General features: G+C 64.8%; 12 protein-coding genes and 1 pseudogene. 7 read left to right on the top strand and 6 right to left on the bottom strand.

Going from position 1 to position 16,084, the window contains the following annotated elements; translation table 11 throughout:
* Positions 1 to 68: 68 nt before the first annotated feature.
* Together AB5K84_RS42650 and AB5K84_RS42655 are read right to left on the bottom strand one after the other, a co-directional pair.
* Positions 69 to 887, bottom strand: coding sequence for an ABC transporter permease (locus tag AB5K84_RS42650; RefSeq protein WP_011083729.1), 819 nt, complete (start codon positions 885 to 887; stop codon positions 69 to 71).
* Positions 888 to 1,125: 238 nt separating this feature from the next.
* Positions 1,126 to 1,929, bottom strand: coding sequence for an ABC transporter ATP-binding protein (locus AB5K84_RS42655; protein WP_038965188.1), 804 nt, complete (start codon positions 1,927 to 1,929; stop codon positions 1,126 to 1,128).
* Between the two features lie 106 nt (positions 1,930 to 2,035).
* On the opposite strand from AB5K84_RS42655, the gene AB5K84_RS42660 reads away from it, so the two are divergent.
* Together AB5K84_RS42660 and AB5K84_RS42665 are read left to right on the top strand one after the other, a co-directional pair.
* A complete protein-coding gene (locus tag AB5K84_RS42660; RefSeq protein WP_011083727.1) occupies positions 2,036 to 3,358 on the top strand; it encodes an ActS/PrrB/RegB family redox-sensitive histidine kinase in 1,323 nt (440 codons plus the stop codon).
* Between the two features lie 103 nt (positions 3,359 to 3,461).
* The gene (locus tag AB5K84_RS42665) at positions 3,462 to 4,016 is read left to right on the top strand and encodes an ActR/PrrA/RegA family redox response regulator transcription factor (RefSeq protein WP_008141807.1); all 555 of its coding nucleotides are present in this window, start codon (positions 3,462 to 3,464) and stop codon (positions 4,014 to 4,016) included.
* 114 nt (positions 4,017 to 4,130) lie between these two features.
* Here AB5K84_RS42665 and AB5K84_RS42670 read toward each other — a convergent pair whose 3' ends face one another.
* Entirely contained in the window at positions 4,131 to 4,622 is a 492-nt protein-coding gene (locus AB5K84_RS42670) for an MmcB family DNA repair protein (protein WP_011083725.1), read from the bottom strand.
* Positions 4,623 to 4,882: 260 nt separating this feature from the next.
* Here AB5K84_RS42670 and AB5K84_RS42675 point away from each other — a divergent pair, with 260 nt between their 5' ends.
* Positions 4,883 to 6,580: an alpha-amylase family protein gene (locus tag AB5K84_RS42675; protein ID WP_011083724.1), complete on the top strand. Its 1,698-nt coding sequence runs from the start codon at positions 4,883 to 4,885 to the stop codon at positions 6,578 to 6,580.
* Between the two features lie 186 nt (positions 6,581 to 6,766).
* Here AB5K84_RS42675 and AB5K84_RS42680 read toward each other — a convergent pair whose 3' ends face one another.
* Complete coding sequence (locus AB5K84_RS42680) at positions 6,767 to 8,230, bottom strand: alpha-amylase family glycosyl hydrolase (RefSeq protein ID WP_011083723.1); 1,464 nt, start codon at positions 8,228 to 8,230, stop codon at positions 6,767 to 6,769.
* 171 nt (positions 8,231 to 8,401) lie between these two features.
* On the opposite strand from AB5K84_RS42680, the gene AB5K84_RS42685 reads away from it, so the two are divergent.
* On the top strand, positions 8,402 to 9,094 hold the full coding sequence (locus tag AB5K84_RS42685) for an MBL fold metallo-hydrolase (RefSeq protein ID WP_011083722.1): 693 nt from the start codon (positions 8,402 to 8,404) through the stop codon (positions 9,092 to 9,094).
* Between the two features lie 93 nt (positions 9,095 to 9,187).
* Here AB5K84_RS42685 and AB5K84_RS42690 read toward each other — a convergent pair whose 3' ends face one another.
* Positions 9,188 to 10,366 (bottom strand): extracellular catalytic domain type 1 short-chain-length polyhydroxyalkanoate depolymerase, encoded by a 1,179-nt coding sequence (locus AB5K84_RS42690; RefSeq protein WP_038965185.1) that lies wholly within the window; start codon positions 10,364 to 10,366, stop codon positions 9,188 to 9,190.
* Positions 10,367 to 10,495: 129 nt separating this feature from the next.
* On the bottom strand, positions 10,496 to 11,908 hold the full coding sequence (locus AB5K84_RS42695; protein ID WP_011083720.1) for an MFS transporter: 1,413 nt from the start codon (positions 11,906 to 11,908) through the stop codon (positions 10,496 to 10,498).
* Positions 11,909 to 12,067: 159 nt separating this feature from the next.
* On the opposite strand from AB5K84_RS42695, the pseudogene AB5K84_RS42700 reads away from it, so the two are divergent.
* The 3 genes and pseudogenes from AB5K84_RS42700 (at position 12,068) to AB5K84_RS42710 (ending at position 16,037) form a co-directional block, all read left to right on the top strand.
* Positions 12,068 to 12,932 (top strand): annotated as a pseudogene (locus AB5K84_RS42700) (FAD-dependent oxidoreductase).
* A 350-nt stretch (positions 12,933 to 13,282) separates the two neighbouring features.
* On the top strand, positions 13,283 to 14,518 hold the full coding sequence (locus AB5K84_RS42705; protein WP_011083717.1) for an LLM class flavin-dependent oxidoreductase: 1,236 nt from the start codon (positions 13,283 to 13,285) through the stop codon (positions 14,516 to 14,518).
* A 142-nt stretch (positions 14,519 to 14,660) separates the two neighbouring features.
* Positions 14,661 to 16,037 carry a cytochrome P450 gene (locus tag AB5K84_RS42710; RefSeq protein ID WP_038965184.1) on the top strand — a complete coding sequence of 459 codons (1,377 nt, stop codon included), beginning with the start codon at positions 14,661 to 14,663 and terminating at the stop codon, positions 16,035 to 16,037.
* The last annotated feature ends 47 nt before the right edge of the window (positions 16,038 to 16,084 follow it).

The following is a 16,084-nucleotide window of genomic DNA, read 5'->3' on the forward strand; positions in this document are numbered from 1 at the left end:
ATGCACCGTCCCCGTACATCTACGTGGCGGAGACGGTTAAATCAGCCTGAATCCACGGGAAAGTGAAACTATTCGCCGCTGGACAGCAGCGAGCCGTTCTTCCTGGCGCTGCGCAAAAGGGCAAGGAATGCCCAAAAAGATGCAATCAGCAGCCCTAAATTGATGGCCAGCGCCTCCAGCATCAGGTCGGTGCGGAAGGTGTTCTCGATCAAGAGCGCCCGCATCCCCTCGAAAACGTAGGTCGGCGGCAGCGTCCAGGCGACAGCTTGCAGCCAGACCGGCAGCACGCTGACCGGATAGTAGATGCAGGCGAGCGGCATGATCGCGAACATCAGGGTCCAGACGATGCTCTCGGCGCCGAGACCGTTTCGCAGCACGAGTCCCGAGACGAAGATGCCGACCGACCAGCTGGTGAAGATCAGATTGCAGAAGAACGCGATCAGCGGCAGGCCGAGGGCGTAGACGTTGAAGTGAAACAAAAACAGCGCGAGCAGCGTCATCGGGATCACGCCGATCGCGAGCCGGATCAGGCTCATGATCATCAGCGACAGCAGAAACTCGATCGGCTTCAGGGGGCTCATCATGAGGTTGCCGAGGTTGCGCGCCCACATCTCCTCCAGGAAGGAGATGGAGAAGCCGAGCTGGCCGCGGAACAGGATGTCCCAGAGGATGACGGCGCCGATCAGCGTGCCGCCGGCGCGCGCGAAGAAATTGGCGTTTTGCGCGATGTAGAGCTGCAGGAAGCCCCAGGTGATGACCTGGAGCGCCGGCCAGTAGAGCAGCTCGAGCAGCCGCGGCCAGGACGACATCAACAGGTACCAGTAGCGCAGGATCATCGCGCCGATGCGCTGCATGGAGATGCCGCGATGGAGGGTGATGTCAGTCATCGCGGCACCGTGCAGCCCGGATGAAGCTTCGTCATTCCGGGGCGCGCGGAGCGCGAGCTATGATGCGCAATTGCGCATCTGAGAATCCATAACCACAGGCGGCGATTGTGGGGCGAGGCCGGTAACCCCGAGTCTTCGCCAAATTCAATCCTGTGGTTATGGATCCCGGGCTCGCGACTATGTCGCGCCCCGGGATGACGGAATCCATCCGGGCTAGGACCGAAAGATCGGGACTCCCTCATCGTGCCGCCTCCTGAGCTCCGTTCACCCGGCCGCGCGCAACGTCCAGGAACACCTCCTCCAGCGTGGTGCGGTTGTAGCGGGCCATGATGGCCTCCGGCGTGTCGTCGTCCTCGATGCGGCCGCGCTTCATGATGATGACGCGGTCGCACAGACGCTCGACCTCGAGCATGTTGTGCGAGGCCAAGAGGATGGTGGCGTTGTTCTCCTTGCGATAGCGCTCCAGATGGCCTCGCACCCAATCGGCGGTGTCAGGGTCGAGCGAGGCGGTCGGCTCGTCCAGGAGCAGCAGCTCGGGCTGGTTGATCAGCGCTTTCGCCAGCGCGACGCGGGTCTTCTGGCCGGCGGAGAGCTTGCCGTTGGCACGGTCGATGAATTCGGTGAGGTCGAGATCGTCGGCGAGCCTGGCGATGCGGCCCGCGAGATTCTTCACCGCATAGAGCTTGCCGAAGATGGTGAGGTTCTGCCGCACCGTGAGCCGCATCGGCATGTCGACATAGGGGCTTTCGAAATTCATCCGCCCCAGCACGGAAGCGCTCTCCTCGGGCATCTTATGCCCGAGCACCTGCACGCGGCCGGAGGTCGGCAGCACCAGGCCCATGATCATCGCGATGGTCGTGGTCTTGCCGGCGCCGTTGCCGCCCAGGAGCCCGGTGATGCTGCCGCGCGGCAGCGAAAAGGAGATATCGTCGACGGCGCGGGTCTGCTTGTAGACCTTGACGAGGTGATCGACCGCAATTGCCGCAGAGGAGCTGCGCTCCGCGACAGTCGGCGGACTTGAAGCTTTGTCGTTCCCGGTCATGCTGAGCCGTTCTTCTGCTATTGCAGCTGACAGCGCAAGGCTTGTAATCCGGGTGGTTCCACCAGCCGCGCGTTCGTGACCAGAAGGCACCGCCACATTGGCCGACATGACCGAAATTGCCGCTTCCGACTTTCGCCCCGCGCAGCGGCATATCCGCCTGGACACCATCCTGCGGCTGCGCTGGCTCGCGGTGCTCGGCCAGCTCGCCGCGATCTTCATCGTGGCGCAGGGGCTGGAGTTCAACGTCGAGATCGTCCCCTGCGTCAGCATCATCGCCCTGTCGGCCTCGCTCAATCTGGCGCTCCAGACCGTGTCCAATCCGCTGCAGCGGCTGGAGCCGATGCAGGCGGCCGGACTGCTTGCGCTGAACATCGTGGAGCTGGCCGGCCTGTTGTTCTTCACCGGCGGGCTCCAGAACCCGTTCTCGTTCCTGTTCCTCGCACCGGTGCTGATCTCGGCAACCGCGCTGCCGGCCCGCTTCACCTTCGGGCTTGGCGTGCTGGCGGTCGCCTGCGCCTCGGTCCTGTTCTTCTTCCACCTGCCGCTGCCCTGGGATTCCGACGATCCGCTGGTGCTGCCGCCGATCTATCTCGTCGGCGTCTGGCTCTCGATCGTGCTCGCGATCGGCGTCACCAGCCTCTACTCGTTCCAGGTCACCGAGGAGGCGCGCAAGCTCGCGGATGCGCTCGCCGCGACCGAGCTGGTGCTGACGCGCGAGCAGCATCTGACCCAGCTCGACGGCCTCGCCGCCGCGGCCGCGCACGAGCTCGGCACGCCGCTCGCGACGATCTTCCTGATCTCGCGCGAGCTGGAAAAGACGGTGAAGGACCCGATCTTTGCCGCCGATTTGAAAACCCTGCGCGAGCAGACCCAGCGTTGCCGCGACATCCTTAGCAAGATCACCCAGCTCTCCTCCACCGGCGCGCCGTTCGACCGCATGAAGCTGTCGGAGCTGATCGAGGAGGTGGTGGCCCCGCACCGCGATTTCGGCGTCGACATCAAGGTGCGGATCGCGGTGGCCGCCTTCGCCGAGCCGGTCGGCTCGCGCAACCCGGCGATCCTCTACGGCGTCGGCAACATCGTCGAGAACGCAGTCGATTTCGCCCACACCACCGTCGAGGTGAACGCCTGGTGGAACAAGGACACGATCGAGCTCCTGATCTCCGACGACGGCCCCGGCATTCCGCCCGATATCCTTAACCGGATCGGCGAGCCCTATCTGTCGCGGCGGCGCACCCCGGATGACGCCGGCGGCGAACGGCGCGGCCTCGGGCTTGGCGTGTTCATCGCGCGCACCCTGCTCGAACGCACCGGCGCCAAGGTCTCGTTTACCAACCGGATCTTTCCGGAACACGGCGCGGTGGTCCAGATAACGTGGCCGCGACAGCGTTTTGAGGCTATCGAGACGCTTGAAGAAACAATAGGATAGGCCGCGACCTTGCGTCGCACAGGCCGGCTGATCGACTATTGGCGGCCTTGGCGCCGCCCGTTTGCGACGCCATATGTGGATGCGCAGGAGAGAGGACGAAACCTTGAACGCCATCGCCGAACTGAACGAACAGACCGACCGCTCGCTTCTCATCGTGGAGGACGACAAGCCGTTTCTGGAGCGCTTGTCGCGTGCGATGGAGACCCGCGGCTTTGCGGTGACATCGTGCGACACCGTCTCGGACGGTCTCGCACAGATCGGCAAGGCGGCACCGGCATTCGCCGTGGTTGATTTGCGCCTCGGCGACGGCAACGGCCTCGACGTGGTCTCGGCGCTGAAGAAGAAGCGCCCGGATGCACGCGCGATCGTGCTGACCGGCTATGGCAACATTGCCACCGCGGTGACCGCGGTGAAGATGGGCGCGATCGATTATCTCTCCAAGCCCGCCGATGCCGACGACGTCGTCGCCGCGCTGCTGTCGACCAGCGCAGAGAAATCCGAGCTGCCGACCAACCCGATGTCCGCCGACCGCGTCCGCTGGGAACACATCCAGCGCATCTACGAGATGTGCAACCGCAACGTCTCGGAAACGGCGCGGCGGCTCAACATGCACCGCCGGACGCTTCAGCGGATCCTGGCCAAGCGCGCGCCGCGGTAACGGTTTCGTAGGGTGGGTAGAGCGAAGCGAAACCCACCTTCCTTGCTTACCTGACCGCCTTGCTTACCTGACCGAAAGTGATGGGTTTCGCTTCGCTCTACCCATCCTACGGACTCATTCCCAGAAATCCGCGTGCCCCTGCGGATCGACCAGCCGGTTGATCCGCAAAGCCGCCGCCATCGCAAAACGCACCGTCATCTGCTTGCGCGTGGCGGCCGCGATCTTGTGCTCGGGCGCCTCGCAATGCAGATGCGCGCCATAGGCGTCGGCGATGATGAGGCCGGTGCCTTGCGGAAAGATCTCGCACGGCAGGTCCTGCGTGAAGGCGAAGAACAGCCGGTCGCAGTGGGCGCGGTATTCGTGCCATTTCTGATCGGCGCGCAGATCCTCGACCGACGACTTGATCTCGACGATCCAGATCTCGCCGCGCTCGTTCAGCGCCACCAGATCGGCGCGCCGGCCCGACGGCAGCGGCAATTCGCTGATGCAGGAAAATCCGAGCGAGCGCAGCAGCCGCGCCGTGCCGCGCGCGATCGCCAGCGCCGTCTCGGATTGACGGCGGTCCGGCGGCGGCACGAGGGCGATGTTGCGGGCGCTGCTGTCCATGGCGCGAGTTTAGCCGATTCCATTCCACCCGTCATTCCGGGGCGCGCCGCTTGGCGCGAGCCCGGAATCCATAACCACAGGGAGCGGTTGTGGCGCAGGACAGGTAACTCCGAGTCTTCGCAAAACTACTCCCTGTGGCTATGGGTCCCGGGCTCGCGCTTCGCGCGCCCCGGGACGACGGTGGCGCAGGAACCTCCCCCTGCCCTCGCACTTATCACGCAGCCGCCGCACCCCGGCGGGACCTGTGAGGCCGCTCGCGCATGATCGACGATCTCTGGTACAAGAACGGCGTGATCTACTGCCTGTCCGTCGGCACCTATATGGATGCCGACGGCGACGGCGTCGGCGACTTCAAGGGCCTGCTGCGGCGGCTCGACTATCTGCACGGCCTCGGCATCACCACGATCTGGCTGATGCCATTCCAGACCTCGCCCGGCCGCGACGACGGCTACGACATCGCCGACTATTACAGCGTCGATTCCCGCTACGGCACGCTCGGCGACTTCGTCGAATTCGCCCATGGCTGCAAGCAGCGCGGCATCCGCATCATCATCGACCTCGTCGTCAACCACACCTCGGACCAGCATCGCTGGTTCAAGGACGCGCGGCGCGACAAGAACTCGCCCTATCGCGACTGGTACGTCTGGTCCGACACGAAGCCCGCCAATGCCAACAAGGGCATGGTGTTTCCCGGCGTGCAGAAATCGACCTGGACGCGCGACAAGGACGCCGGCGCCTGGTATTTTCATCGCTTCTACGATTTTCAGCCCGACCTCAACACCTCGAACCCGCACGTGCAGGCCGAGATCTTGAAGATCATGGGCTTCTGGATCCAGCTCGGCGTCTCCGGATTCCGCATGGACGCCGTGCCCTTCGTGATCGCGACCAAGGGCGCCAAGGTGAAGAAGCCGGTCGAGCAATACGACATGCTGCGCGCGTTCCGCGAATTCCTGCAATGGCGCCAGGGTGACGCCATCATCCTCGCCGAAGCCAATGTGCTGCCGGAAACCGACATGGAATATTTCGGCCGCGATGCCGACCGCATGCACATGATGTTCAACTTCCACGTCAACCAGCATCTGTTCTATGCGCTGGCGTCGGCCGACTCGCGACCGCTGGCAAAGGCGCTGAAGGCGACCAAGCCGCGGCCGGGCTCGGCGCAATGGGGCCTGTTCCTGCGCAATCACGACGAGCTCGATCTCGGGCGCTTGACCCCGGCGCAGCGCGACACCGTGTTCAAGAGCTTCGGCCCCGACAAGGACATGCAGCTCTACGACCGCGGCATTCGCCGCCGCCTCGCGCCGATGCTCGGCGGCGACCGCAGGCGGCTCGAGCTTGCCTACAGCCTGATGTGCACGCTGCCGGGAACGCCCGTGATCCGCTATGGCGACGAGATCGGGATGGGCGACGATCTCTCATTGCCGGAGCGCAATTGCGCGCGCACGCCGATGCAATGGTCGACCGAGCCGCATGGCGGCTTCACCAAGAACGACAAGCCGGCCTGTCCCGTCATCGACAAGGGCCCTTATGGCTTTCCGCACGTCAACGTCGCCAAGCAGCGGCGCGATGCCAATTCCATGCTGAACTGGACCGAACGCATCGTCCGCATGCGCAAGGAGGTGCCGGAGATCGGCTGGGGCGATTTCGCGGTCATTGCGACGCGTGATCCGGCCGTCTTCATCATGCGCTATGACTGGCGCAACAATTCGGTGCTGTTCGTGCACAATCTCGATGAGAAGCCACGCGAGATCGCGTTCTCGACGGGGCTGCCTGATGATGCCGGCGCGCACCTGATCAATCTGCTCGCGGAAGACCACAGCCACGCCGACAAGCGCGGCCAGCACCGCGTCGTGCTGGAGCCGTATGGCTATCGCTGGTATCGGGTCGGCGGGTTGGATTATCTCTTGAAGCGGAGCGATATCGACGGGGATACTGCGGGTAACAAGCATCCGGGGTAGGTGCATCCACACACTCCGCCGTCGTCCTGGCGAAAGCCAGGACCCATTACCCCAAGAGGTCGTTGGCGCGTGAGCTGATAACCACCAGCCTCCGCCACACTGCGTCCTGTGGTAATGGGTCCTGGATCTGCGCTTCGCTTGTCCAGGACGACGTTGGAGAATGACGCTGTCGCCTCGCCCTACTTTTTAGGGCGGCTGCACGATCACCCCTTCATTCCCGCGCAGATCCAGCACCCCTTCCAGCCGCTCACCCTCACGATCCAGGAACGTCGACAGCAGGATCTCGCTGCCGAAGCGGATCGCGCTGGTGGTGACGGCGATCGGGTCGGGGCCGAGATTGAGGGCCACGATCACCGCCCTGCCCTCGGCCTCGCGGCGGTAGATCAGGAGATCGCCCTGCGCAGCGATCGGATGATAGTTGCCGGCCACCAGGGGCGGGCTGCTCTTTCGCAGCACGATGAGCCGCCTGTACAGGCTGAGGATCGAGCGCGTGTCGGCTTCGAGATTGACGACATTCTCGTGGATATGATCCTCAGGCAGCGGCAGCCACGGCCTGACGTTCGAGAAGCCGGCGAAGTTCGAGGAATCCCACTGCATCGGCGTGCGGCAACCGTCGCGGCCGACGCCGATGCCGGGCACGTTCTTCTCGAAGGGATCGCGCACGTCCTCGGGCGCGATCGCGAGCTGATGCATGCCGATCTCGTCGCCGTAATAGAGCGTCGGCGTGCCGCGCAGCGTCAGCAGCAGCATGGCGGCGACGCGGGCCTGCTCGGGCCCGACACGGCTGGCGACCCGCGGGCGGTCGTGATTGCCGAGCACCCAGTTCGGCCAGGCGCCTTTCGGCAGCGCCTTCTCGTAGTCGTCGATGATCGTCTCGATCGAGCGCGCGCTCCAGAACGTCGAGAGCAGCGCGAAGTTGAACGGCGGCTGGTCGGTGGAATATTGCGTCAGGATCTTCTCGTTCGGCGGACGGCCCTCGACGTAGTGAGGATTGAGCGGATTGTCGCGGAATTCGGCGTCCTTGATCAGGTGCCAGATCACGTCGACGCGAAAGCCGTCGACGCCCTTGTCCAGCCAGAACCGCATCGCGTCGTAGATCGCCGCGCGGACGTCCGGGTTGCGCCAGTTGAGGTCCGGCTGCTGGGCGAGGAAGGCGTGATAGTAATATTGACCCGTCGTCTCGTCGAACTGCCACGCGCTGCCGCCGAACTCGGACAGCCAGTTGTTCGGCACGCCGCCATCGGGCGCCGGATCGCGCCAGACGTACCAGTCGCGCTTGGGATTGTCGCGCGAGGACCGGCTCTCGACAAACCAGGGATGCTGGTCCGAGGTGTGGTTGGGCACGAGGTCGAGGATCAGCTTGAGACCATGCTCATGCGCGGCCGTGAGCAGCGCGTCGAAATCCGCCATCGTGCCGAACAGCGGATCGATGCCGGTATGGTCGGAAATGTCGTAGCCGAAATCGGCCATCGGCGAGGGGAAGATCGGCGACAGCCAGATCGCGTCGACGCCGAGCGACTTCACATAAGGCAGCCGCCGCAAGATGCCGGCGAGATCGCCGACGCCGTCACCGTCGCTGTCCTGAAACGAGCGCGGATAGACCTGGTAGAAGATGCCGTCGCGCCACCAATTCACCTCGCCCTGTGCCATGTCGGAGAACCCACCCGAAAATCCGCCTCGCGCGAGAGAACGCGGAAGCAACGCCCCGGTTCAAACCAGCAGGCCAATTGGGACGGCCGTGTGACGGCCGAGGCGGCTGTTCCGGGGCCGGGCCACGAATCTTTTGCTTGGCGGCATGGCAAAAATCGGCATTGTGGCGCCATGACCGAGCAAAATGATACCCAAGGATCCTCGCAAGAGTCCTCGCAAGCCAAGGCCGGCGCGATCATCGTCCCCGTGACGCTGTTCGAGCAGAACTGCACCATCATCTGGGACGAACCCGGCAAGAAGGCCGTGGTGATCGACCCCGGCGGGGACGTGCCGAAGATTTTGGAGGCGATCAAGCAGACCGGCGTCACCGTGGAGAAGATCTGGCTGACCCACGGCCATATCGACCATGTCGGCGGCGCCGCGGAATTGCGCGATGCGCTGAAGGTGCCGATCGAGGGACCGCATCAAGCCGACAAGTTCCTGCTCGACAATGTGGTGGAGAGCGGCGCGCGCTTCGGCATGACCGGGGTGCGCAACTTCGCACCGAACCGCTGGTTAGAGGAGGGCGACACCGTGTCGATCGGCGGCTTGCAGTTCGACATTCTGCACTGCCCCGGCCATTCGCCCGGCAGCGTGGCGTTCTTCAACAAGGAATTACGTTTTGCCCATGTCGGCGACGTCCTGTTCGCAGGCTCCGTCGGCCGCACCGACCTGCCCGGCGGCAGTCACGCCACGCTGATCAGCTCGATCAAGACCAAGCTGTTGCCGCTCGGCGACGATGTCGGCTTCATTTGCGGCCATGGCGCCGGCTCGAGCATCGGCCAGGAGCGGATGACCAATCCGTTCATCACCGGCGAGATGTAAGCTCTATTCAGCGATGCAGCGGCGTCGCCACAAACAGAGCTGTCATCCCGGACAAGCGTAAGCGCAGATCCGGGACGACGCGTGAGGGCTGAGCTACTTCATCAACCCCGCGGCGGTGAGCGCGCGCGTGATGATCTGGCCGAGGTCGAAGCCGCGGGCGTCCTCGCGCTTCGGCTCAGCCGGCGGTTCGGCGACCGCGTCGCGGATCGAGCGGGCCAGATGCGGCGCTGGCGTCAGCGCCGGCTTCGGCGCTCCAGGCTTTGCCTCCGCCTTCTTCTTCGCCGCGTCCGGAATCCAGCCGGTCAGGCCGAAGAACTTTGCGATGTGGTAGGACGAGGAGATGCCGGCCTCGATCAGGAACGCGCCTTCGACGCCATAGCGCTGGTCGTTGTCGGCTAGCCCGAGCGGCGTGCCGTGCGCCATGTCGGTGATGGCGTAGGACTCGACAAGCGTCTCACCGTCCTTGTTCCACCAGGCCTGGCGCGGATAGCCGTCGACATTGGTCTCGGCCATCGGCACGTCAGGCAGGTCGTGCAGGTCGAGCCACTGCTTGACGATCTCGTTGGCATTGCCGGGATTGACGGTGCGGTCGGCACTGCCGTGCCACACCGACATCTTCGGCCAGGGGCCGCGATAATCGGAAGCGTTGCGCACGAGATCGCCGAGCTCGCGCGCGGGACGCGCCGGCGAATGGAACATGCCGTCCAGCGCCTCGCGCAAATTCGAGGCGATGCCATAGGGCAGGCCTGCGATCACCGCGCCGGCCGCGAAGACTTCCGGATAGGTCGCGAGCATCACGGACGTCATGCCGCCGCCGGCGGAGAGGCCGGTGATGAAGACGCGCCTGGGATCGATGCGGTGCGTCTTGACCATATGCGCGATCATCTCGCGGATCGAGCGCGCCTCGCCGCTGTCGCGCGCAGTGTCTTCCGGATTGAACCAGTTGAAGCAGGTGTTGCCGTTGTTGACGCGCTGCTGCTCGGGCATCAGCAGCGCGAAGCCGTAGTGCCGTGCGAGCGTCGACCAGCCCGCGCCGAGATCGTAAGCCGCTGCGGTCTGTCCGCAGCCATGCAGCACGACGACGAGCGCGCGCGGCATCTGCAACTGCGCCGGCGCGAACGCGAACATGCGAAGATTGCCGGGATTGTCACCGAAGTCCGCAACCTCTTGCAATGGACCGGGCGCATCCGCGCTGCGGCCGAAGTCGGCAAAGCGCAGACCATCCACCTTCGGCAGGCGTCTCAAGAGATCGATATTTCTGGCAAGCGACACGGCAACTCCTGGCAGGCGACGTTCAACGTCCACCCAAACCAGATAGTTGCTGCACTGCAAAATGAAAAGTGTGTGTGCTGTCAATTACCAGAAATTCACGGAGAAACCGCACGCATTAACCGCAATGCCTCAACTTCGTGCAGATGCGCGGCGCATCCACGCCAGAAATGCGGCGCAGATCATTATTAATGTCACAAACAGCGCGAGCGAGACGAGAAATCCTGCGCGCGGTGATTGCAGAGCTTCGAGGGCGAAGAACAATGCGCCGATTGCGGCCACTCCGGCCGCATTTCCGATCTGCGCAATGGTGCCGTACATGCCGGACGCCGAGCCTGCGGCGACGGGCTTCACGGTGGAAAGCACCGCGCCGGACAGCGGCGCCATCACCAGGCCCTGACCGTAGCCGAAGATGATCATGGTGAGCGCAAGCCCGATCGGCGTCGGCGCATCGAGATCGACTACAACAAGCGCGAGCGCGGCGAGGCCCGCGATCTGAAGCGCGCAGCCCTCGATCAACACCTTGGTGCCGCGATGGCGCGCCCGCACACCGCTGTGACGCGAGGCCACGATGAAGGCGAACGCGAGCGGAATGAAGGCCATGCCGGCTTCGAGCGGCGGGATCTTCAGGCCGCGCTGCATGAACAGCGTCATGACGAGATAGAACGAGAGATTGGCGACGAAGAAAAAGAAGGCCGCGCCGAGGCCGCGCAGGAACGCCGCATCCGCCAGCAGCGTGAGATCGATCAGCGGCATGCCGCCGGCGCGCCCGACTGCGTGCTCGAGCTTCAGGAATAGCGCGAGGATCACCCCGCCGATCGCCATCGCCGCCCACAGCCACGGCGCCCAGCCGACGTCGTGGCCGAACAGCAGCGGACCGATCAGGCACAACAACCCTGCGAACAGCACAACACTGCCCTTGATGTCGAGCTTCGTACCGGCCCGGCGAGGCACCGACGGCATGATGCGCCAGGCAGCACCGGCGATGACGAGGCCGCTGGGAACGTTGACGAAGAACACCGAGCGCCAGCCGGTGCCGGCGAGATCGAGCGTGACGAGAAGCCCGCCGAGCAGGAAGCCCGCGGCGCCCGCAAGCCCGAGCACAATGCCGTAGACGGCAAAGGCGCGGTTGCGCTGGCCGTCGGTGAACAACAGATGCAGCGTCGCCAGCACCTGCGGCACCATCAGCGCGGCGGTGGCGCCCTGCGCCAGCCGCGCGATGATCAGCTCCGCGCCTGATTGCGCCAGCCCGCACCACAGCGAGGTCAGGGTGAAGCCGAGCACGCCGGCCAGGAATACGTTCTTGGTCCCGTGGATGTCGCCGAGCCTGCCGCCGGTGACGACCAGCGTGGCATAGGCGATCAGATAGATCGCGATGACGGATTCGATCTGCGCTGGCGTCGCGTGCAGATCGACGGCGATGGTCGGAATGGCGACGTTCACGATGAAGGCGTCGACGCCGAACATGAACTGGGCGGCGACGACGATGCCGAGCACCCACCAGCGGCGCGACGAATCGATCTGCTTTGTGACGGTTTGATGCATCGGCGCGCGGCCCTTCCGGAATTTATTTGCGCGCGATGCTCGCAGATCGGCGTCATCGGCGCGATTACCTCCGAGGTAGGACTTGCCGCCTTCTTGCCGCCTTGGCCCGATTGCTGCATGTCGGTTCCCGCTGGTCTCGCGGGGTTCGGAAGTCTTCCGATGTACGACTACGACATGGTGGTGATCGGCTCGGGCCCGTCGGGGCGCCGGGCCGCAGTGCAATGCGCCAAGCTCGGCAAGGCGGTGCTGGTGGTGGAGAAGGGCCGGCGGGTCGGCGGCGTCTCCGTCCACACCGGCACCATTCCCTCCAAAACCCTGCGCGAGACCGTGCTCAATCTGTCCGGCTGGCGCGAGCGTGGCTTCTACGGCCGCTCCTACCGGGTGAAGCAGGACATCGCGGCAAGCGATTTGATGACGCGGCTGCAGAAAACCCTCGATCACGAGGTCGAGGTTCTCGAGCATCAACCTCGAGACCGCCGGCATCGCCGTCGATCAACGCGGGCGCATCACGGTCGATCCCGTGACATTGCAGACCAGCGTGCCCCACATCTACGCGGCCGGTGACGTGATCGGCTTTCCGAGCCTCGCCTCGACCTCGATGGAGCAGGGCCGCGTCGCCGCCTGTCACGCGCTCGGCATGGAGCCCCTGGCGCCGCCGGAGTTCTTTCCCGACGGCATCTATTCGGTGCCGGAGATCTCGACCGCCGGCCTCACCGAAGAAGAGGTGCGCACGCGCGGCATTCCCTACGAGGTCGGCATCGCCCGCTTCCGCGAGACCTCGCGCGGCCACATCATGGGGCTGAACAGCGGCATGATGAAGATGATCTTCTCGACCAAGACGCGCCGCCTGCTCGGCGTGCACATCCTCGGCGAAGGCGCTACCGAGTTGATCCATATCGGCCAGGCCGTGCTCAACCTCAAAGGCGGCATCGACTATTTCATCCAGAACACGTTCAACTACCCGACACTGGCGGAGGCGTACAAGATCGCCGGCCTGGATGCGTGGAACAGGATGACGCGGTGATCTTCCTTCGCCTCTCCCCGCTTGCGGGGAGAGGCCGGAATTCAAACGCAGTTTGAATTCCGGGTGAGGGGGAGTCTCCGCGAGTCGACTGTCCATTGGAACGACGCCCCCTCGACACGTCATTGCTTCGCTGCGCTCGCAATGACGGCGTGAGGCATCTCGAAACCCCACTGCCTCCGTCCCCGCGGAGACTCCCCCTCACCCCGACCCTCTCCCCGCAAGCGGGGAGAGGGAGAAGATGAGCGCATGCCTGCATTCCGCCGCGCGGGACATCGCGCGATTGCGTTCGCGCCATCGGGCACGTAGCCTCACCGTCTCAACAAACAAAAAATCCAGCCGGAGAGAACGCCATGGCGCGCCTGAAGTTCGGAGCCTTCCTTGCCCCGCATCACCCGATCGGGGAGCATCCGATGCTCCAGTTCCGGCGCGACCTCGACCTGGTCGAGCAGCTCGACGCGCTCGGTTATGACGAGTTCTGGTGCGGCGAGCACCATTCCTCCGGCTGGGAGATGATCGCCTCGCCCGAGATGTTTTTGGCCGCGGCCGGCGAGCGCACCAAGCGGATCAGGCTCGGTACCGGCGTGGTGTCGCTGCCCTATCACCATCCCTTCAACGTCGCCCAGCGCATGGTGCAGCTCGATCACATGACCGGCGGCCGCGCCATCTTCGGCTCCGGTCCCGGTGCGCTCGCCTCCGACGCGCACACGCTCGGCATCGACCCGATGACGCAGCGCGACCGCCAGGACGAGGCGATCGGCGTGATCCGCCGCCTGTTCAACGGCGAGCGCGTCACCGCCAGGAGCGACTGGTTCACCATGAACGATGCCGCGCTCCAGCTCCTGCCCTTGCAGGAGGAAATGCCGTTCGTGGTCGCCTCGCAGATCTCGCCCTCCGGCATGACGCTCGCCGGCAAATACGGCATCGGCATCATCTCGCTGGGCTCGATGACGACACAGGGCCTGATGTCGCTCCAGCAGCAATGGCAGTTCGCCGAGGATGCCGCCAGGAAGCACGGCACGACGGTGAATCGCGCCGACTGGCGCGTGCTCCTGACCTGGCACGTCGCCGAGACCCGCGAGCAGGCCCGCCGCGAGGCCGGCGCCGGCCTGATGCGCTGGCACAACGAATATAATGTCGGCACGCTGCAGCGGCCGGGCCTCACCGCGTTCACCTCGCCCGACGAAGCCGTGGACAAGACCGCCTTCGTCGAGGGCGCCGCCTCCGTCATCGGCACGCCCGACGACCTCGTGAAAATGATCAAGAACGTGATGCAGGTCTCCGGCGGCGTCGGCGCCGTGATCGGCTTCGTGCACGACTGGGCCAACCCGGAGAACACGCGCCGGAGCTGGGACCTGGTCGCGCGCTATGTCGTGCCGGAGATCAACGGCTATATCGATGGCCTCCGCAAGTCGCAAAAATTCGTGATCGAGAACCGCGCGATCTTCGAACGCGCGGGCCAGGCCGTGATGGCCAAGATCATGGAGAACGAGAAGGCTGCCGAAGCGCTGAAGGTCACCGGACCCGGCCGCGTCGCCATTCCCGCCGTCAACGCCCCGGATCTGCAGAAGGAAGCGGCGAAGCGGTAGGGCTCGTTGGCGTTACACGTGTAACCACGATGTCAAGCAAGCGATATCGCCCTGTGCTATGCTGCCCCGGTCAGCTGGCGCAGGCCGCAATAAAGTTGCGGTCGCGCGATGTCCGTTCGGTCAGCCAACCGGAGCACTCGTCATGTCGATGCAGAATGTGGCCGCCCCTGCGCTTCAGTTCACCGCCCCCAGGCGTAACGAGCTGACGCACATCCCGGGCGACGAGGGCTGGCCGGTCATCGGCAAGACCTTCCAGGTGCTGGCCGACCCCAAGGGGCATATCGAGGCGAACGGCGCCAAATACGGCCCGGTCTACCGCACCCATGTCTTCGGCGAGACCAATGTCGTGCTGCTCGGACCCGAAGCCAACGAGCTCGTGATGTTCGACCAGCAAAAACTGTTCTCGTCGACGCACGGCTGGAACAAGGTGCTCGGCCTGCTGTTTCCGCGCGGATTGATGCTGCTCGATTTCGACGAGCACCGGCTGCACCGCAAGGCGCTGTCGGTCGCGTTCAAGTCCGGACCGATGAAATCCTATCTCAGCGACCTCGACCGCGGCATTTCCGCGCGCGTCGCGCAGTGGAAGGCCAAGCCCGGCGAGATGCAGCTCTATCCGGCGATGAAGCAGCTCACGCTCGATCTCGCCGCCGCGTCCTTTCTCGGCGCCGATATCGGGCCGGAGGTCGACGAGATCAACCGCGCCTTCGTCGACATGGTCGCGGCCGCCGTCGCGCCGATCCGCCGTCCCCTGCCCGGCACGCAGATGGCGCGCGGTGTCGCGGGCCGCAAGCGCATCGTCGCCTATTTCCGCCAGCAGATTCCGCTCCGCCGCGGCAATCACGGCGGCGATGATCTGTTCTCGCAGCTCTGCCGGGCCACCCATGAGGACGGTGCGCTGCTGTCGGAGCAGGACATCATCGACCACATGAGCTTTTTGATGATGGCGGCGCACGACACGCTGACCTCGTCGCTCACCTCCTTCATCGGCGAGCTCGCCGCAAACCCGGACTGGCAGGACAGGCTGCGCGCCGAGGTTCTGGCGCTCGGGCTCGCCCCGGGCGCGCCAAGCAGCTTCGACGATCTCGAGAAGATGCCGCTGTCCGAAATGGCGTTCAAGGAAGCGCTGCGGATCAAGCCGCCGGTGCCGTCGATGCCGCGCCGCGCGATGCGCGACTTCACCTTCAAGGGTTTCAGGATTCCCGCCGGCACCGCGGTCGGCGTCAATCCGCTCTATACGCATCACATGAAGGACATCTGGCCGGAGCCGGACCGCTTCGATCCGCTGCGCTTCACCGAGGAGGCCCAGCGCAACCGCCACCGCTTCGCCTGGGTGCCGTTCGGCGGCGGTGCGCATATGTGCCTCGGCCTGCACTTCGCCTACATGCAGGCCAAATGCTTTGCCCGGCACTTCCTGCAGAACATCGAGGTGTCGCTGGCGCCGGGCTACAAGCCGGACTGGCAGATGTGGCCGATCCCGAAGCCGCGGGACGGGTTGAAGGTGCGGGTGAAGGCGGTGTGATGACAAACACCGTCATTCCGGGGCGCACGAAGTGCGAACCCGGAATC

It is taken from the genome of Bradyrhizobium sp. 1200_D9_N1_1 (assembly GCF_052075915.1).
GTDB classification, from domain to species: Bacteria; Pseudomonadota; Alphaproteobacteria; order Rhizobiales; family Xanthobacteraceae; genus Bradyrhizobium; species Bradyrhizobium diazoefficiens.